Source organism: Pseudoflavonifractor sp. 60 (assembly GCF_009911645.1).
In the GTDB taxonomy this organism is placed as follows: domain Bacteria; phylum Bacillota; class Clostridia; order Oscillospirales; family Oscillospiraceae; genus Lawsonibacter.
The window spans coordinates 1-4372 of record NZ_QWKI01000285.1 but is presented as its reverse complement, the minus strand read 5'-3'; the positions used below and the strand labels follow the sequence as shown (position 1 = coordinate 4372).

5 protein-coding genes are annotated in these 4372 nt (G+C 53.6%); 4 read left to right on the top strand and 1 reads right to left on the bottom strand.

What is annotated here, in order from left to right; genetic code table 11:
• Positions 1-55 precede the first annotated feature (55 nt).
• Complete coding sequence (locus D1646_RS21625; RefSeq protein WP_160638420.1) at positions 56-340, bottom strand: hypothetical protein; 285 nt, start codon at positions 338-340, stop codon at positions 56-58.
• Between the two features lie 91 nt (positions 341-431).
• On the opposite strand from D1646_RS21625, the gene D1646_RS22815 reads away from it, so the two are divergent.
• Genes D1646_RS22815 through D1646_RS21605 form a run of 4 tightly spaced genes read left to right on the top strand, consistent with a single transcriptional unit; the run spans position 432 to position 4142 of the window.
• On the top strand, positions 432-1103 hold the full coding sequence (locus D1646_RS22815) for a hypothetical protein (protein WP_201754802.1): 672 nt from the start codon (positions 432-434) through the stop codon (positions 1101-1103).
• A gap of 12 nt (positions 1104-1115) precedes the next feature.
• Positions 1116-1793, top strand: a complete 678-nt coding sequence (locus tag D1646_RS21615; protein ID WP_160638419.1) for a hypothetical protein — start codon at positions 1116-1118, stop codon at positions 1791-1793.
• Between the two features lie 16 nt (positions 1794-1809).
• A complete protein-coding gene (locus D1646_RS21610; protein WP_160638418.1) occupies positions 1810-3618 on the top strand; it encodes a DUF6273 domain-containing protein in 1809 nt (602 codons plus the stop codon).
• Positions 3618-4142 (top strand): carbohydrate-binding protein, encoded by a 525-nt coding sequence (locus D1646_RS21605; protein WP_160638417.1) that lies wholly within the window; start codon positions 3618-3620, stop codon positions 4140-4142. The genes D1646_RS21610 and D1646_RS21605 overlap by 1 nt, the downstream gene beginning before the upstream one ends.
• Positions 4143-4372 lie beyond the last annotated feature (230 nt).

Sequence of the window (4372 nt, the reverse complement as noted above, 5' to 3'; positions counted from 1 at the left end):
ATCTGTCCCTCACTGCGGTGGCTGCTTAGATCCTAAAATCCTTGCGCGAAATGTGTCAACTCATATTGACAAAATCATTGTCACGAGCACGGTGGGAGAGGCCACCGAAGGACTGCTTGATGCGGTTCGAGAAGAGGTTGACAAGATCGCCGGACCATACGACAACATCCTTGTGAAATCCTCCATCGTCGTTCCCTAGGATATCAAGGTTATTGTCACCACCGACGACGTCTCCGGCGACGGGGAGATCGAGGGCAAGGTCGCCTCTATCCTCACCGAGCTCCTTGCTGTCCGCAAGGGCCGCAAGTTCTACGAGCTCACCCTCTCGAACATCAATCACGCTATCCGCGACGGCTACATGGCCTCGACGAACGTCAAGGTCATCACCCTGGGGGCCGTCACCGTCACCGTGAGAAGGGAGTGAGTGCCCGGTGAAGCAGTACGACCACTTCGGAGAGTATATGTTCGACCTCCTTTTCGCCCCACTGAAAAAGGGGAAGCGGGCGGTCAATCAGTTCTTCATCTTCTTTAAGGTTATCGGGCGGATCTTCGACGGTCTGAAGGAGGACACCCTTCGGGTGAGGGACGAGACCAACATCGCCACAGCCTCCCCCACCATGCTCCCCATCCACGGGCAAGATCGCAATATGCCTAGGCTTACCGGAGAGAGCGTTGAAGGATATCGGACTCGGCTGGCTATGAAAGGCATCATTTCTGAGTGGAGCGGTACCCGGCAAGGCATCCTTTACGTGCTTGCATCTCTGGGATATGATCACAGCCAAATCGCTCCGGTCTATGAACAGGATCCAAGCCGTTGGGCAGAATTTGCGATTAATCTCGGGGCAGGATCAACGGAAACTGTAATTGATATTTCAAAAATATTCCAAGAAGTGCAAGCGGTAAAAGAAGCCTCCAGCAAATTGGCTGCTTTCACTATTCCGACTAAAACAACATGTTTCTCAATGCAAGTCGGCGGAACTATTTCATGTGTTGTAACCTTGCCAGTTCCAGAGCTTGCAGATCACTTTGATTTTCAGAGTGCAATTCAATTAGGAGGACATGCGGGGATACAGTCAGTTATCACAATTCCAGAACAAAAATAAGGGTGGTTGAAATTGGATTATGGATTTAAAATTACTACCCACGGACGGGCAGTAATGATTTCATGTTCTGTCCTGGGAGTACTGCTTAATCTTACCCGCGCAGCAGTGGGTAGCGGAAAAGTGGGAGAAATGGTGAATCTGGCGGATGTTCATCAGCTTGTTCACTATGAGGATGAGGGGACGGTTGGGGAACGTCACCATGAAGGCAACCAGTTTTTCCTGACTGTACAGTACAGCAACAAAGACAGATCTTCCGAACCGTTTTCTCTGGGAGAATTTATGGTATTTGCGAAAGACCCGGTTACTGGGGAAGAGACAGACTTTTTATATGCGACACTGGGAGACTACCAGCAGCAAATACCTGGCAATAGCAAAGAAGTACCGGTCAGCACATGGGAATTTCCTCTTATTATTGTCATATCTGATGAACTTGAAGTAAATATATCCGCATCTCCCGGACTGGTAAGATGGGATGATATGATGAACGCTATCAAAGTTCACAATGCGGCCGAGGATGCTCATCCATATATCCGATCGTACTACTCTAGGCTAGATTCCAGAGTGGCACTGTTAGAGCTGATGTATAACACCGATGTCAGCGGCAACCCGTTTACTGTCACCTTTGATACGTTAGTCGGCGTGGATGTAAATGGCGTATGGAATGTGCCTATGGCGCGGATTGAGTTTTAAGAGAGGAGGAGTTTAAATGGCTACCCTTGGCAGCATATCAGAAGGCAGTGTTATCAAACTGAAGGAAAATGGCGCTCTGGTGGAGTTCTATGTGGCTAAGCATAACTACGAGAGTGGGCTGAACGGCAGTGGCAGGACACTGGTAGTACGTAAAGACTGTTATAGTATGGGCGGTACGTGGCAGAACTCCACCAACGCCTACGCTGGCAGCGAGATGGATAGCTTACTCAACGGTACCTATAAGAACCTGCTGGACTCTGACATCCGGACGGCTATGGGAACAACCAAATTTTACTATACTCCTGGCAATGGCAACGACACTAAGACAAACCTCAGCCGATCTGTATTCGTGCTGTCCGCTACAGAGATGGGTGGGTCCCACACTTTTATGAATGCTGAGGGAACAGCACTATCTGGTGCGGTTATCAATCTGTTGAAAGTCGCCAAGTGGAATGGCACCGCTGTAATCTGCTGGACCCGGTCCCCGGTCACGGGCAGCACCAACCGTGCCTGGGGCTTGAACAGCAGCGGAAACTCCGATACCTACACCAGCACCAGCGCCTACGGGGTCCGCCCTGTTTTTACTCTCCCCTCCTCCCTCTTGGTCTCTAACAACGGCCCGGTATATGCAAATACCGCTCCGTCTACTCCCTCCAGCATCAGTGTTCCCTCCAGCATCAGCGGCGGAAGCACCATCACGGTATCCTGGGGGAGCAGCAGCGACACGGAGGGCAATCTGGCGGGCTACATTGTGGAGCGGAGCACCAACGGCGGCAGCTCCTGGAGCCAGATCTACCAGGGCGGCAGCACGAGCACCACAAACTATGTGGCATTTGGCACCGCCAGCGTGATGTACCGGGTCAAGGCCTATGACACAGAGGGCCTTAATTCCGGCTGGCGGACCGGCGGCAGCGTTACCGTCATCAACAACCAGGCTCCAGGGGCTCCGGGGAGCATTAATGTGCCGTTGGATGTGACCGGGGGCGCAGAGTTGACAGTTACCTGGGAGGCGGCTACTGACCAGGACGGCAATCTGGCCGGGTACAGTCTGGAGCGTGAGGTGGACGGCGGTGGTCAGTGGTCGGTGGTCTACACCGGCAATACCCTGAGCTATACCGACACCATTACGAAGGGCTGGGCCAGCGTGAAATACCGCGTACGGGCCTACGACACCAACAACGCTTACAGCGGCTATGTCACCAGCGACATCTGTACGGTGGACAACAACATGGCGCCGACCATCGCCTGCGACTCTGCCAGCGGGAGCGACCTGGGAATCAAGACCGGGGGATTCTCCGTGCAATACAGTGTGGCCGATGAGGATGCGGATGAAGTTACAGTGGCGGAGGTCCTGGACAGGGAGAGCCTGCGTACATTCTCCGCTGGATTGGAAGAGGACAGCAACCTCCAGATAACCGGCGAGACTTTTCTCCGATTGCTGAATGGTACACACACCTTGACCATTACCGCCAATGACGGGAAGGCCAACACGGTCCACACCCTGACATTCAAGAAGGAAGTCACCGAGGCCGCCATTACCCTGGAAGAGCCCATGGAGGCGGACGCCGACATCACTATCTGCGTCCTGTCCGTCATCGGCTCCATTCCAGCGGATGCCGAATACTCCGTAAAGGTCACGAACAACGCCAACGATGCCACACCGGTCTGGGAGGACTGTACCACCGAAGTTAAAGTCGGAGCAAACCATGTCTTCACCAATACCACTGCCACCAACGGTCCCGCTTTCAACTTTAAGGTAGAGGCTAAACGGGGGACCAGCGGGATAGGGGGCTACATCAATTCTGTACAGGGAGAATTCCAGTAATGGGACTGGAGCATTTGCGGAAAGACAGTGTCCGGGAGCTATCTGAAAAGAAAGCCTATGAGACGCAGCAAAAGAACGCCGCCACTATTGCCTTTGTGGTACTGGCTGAGGGCGGAAAGATCGACAATGTCACGGCTTCGGAGCAAGCCGCCCTCTTCGCGGAGTGGTCCCCGTCCATCAACTACACAGTCGGTCAACTCCGCCGTTACCGCGGTATCCTGTATCGCTGTGTTCAGGATCACCAGTCCCAGGAGGGTTGGGAACCGGACAAGATGGTGTCCCTCTGGAACGTCACCAGCGACCCGGCAGAGCCGTGGCCGGAGTGGTCTCAGCCTATCGGAGTGCATGATGCCTACAGCAAAGACGCAAAGACTTCCCATAACGGCAAAAGGTGGGTCTCCGACATTGATAACAACGTATGGGAGCCTGGGGTTTATGGGTGGACGGAGTACGTCGATCCAGAGGAGCTCCATGAGGTCTCCCAGAACCCGCAGGACGGGCTTTCGGAGGCACCGGAGGTGTAATTACCACACAACGGCCAAAAGCAAAGGAGGGGCGGCAAAATCCGCTCCCTCCCGGAACTTTAGAAAGCCTGCCCGCTTGCTCGGTCCGCTCCCCTCGCTGGGGGCGGTCGGCGCAAGTGGGCGAGCTTAGAATTACTTCTTAGAAACCCGCTATTTTTCTCATTTATCCTGTCCGAATTTCTCAAAAATCCTGTCGCGCTACAACTGCACCGTGATCAACATCAAGGGTG

Bases quoted from the DNA above. Each gene is read 5' to 3' on its own strand.
- D1646_RS21610 (WP_160638418.1), top strand. From the start codon at position 1,810: ATGGCTACCCTTGGCAGCATATCAGAAGGCAGTGTTATCAAACTGAAG.
- D1646_RS21605 (WP_160638417.1), top strand. From the start codon at position 3,618: ATGGGACTGGAGCATTTGCGGAAAGACAGTGTCCGGGAGCTATCTGAA.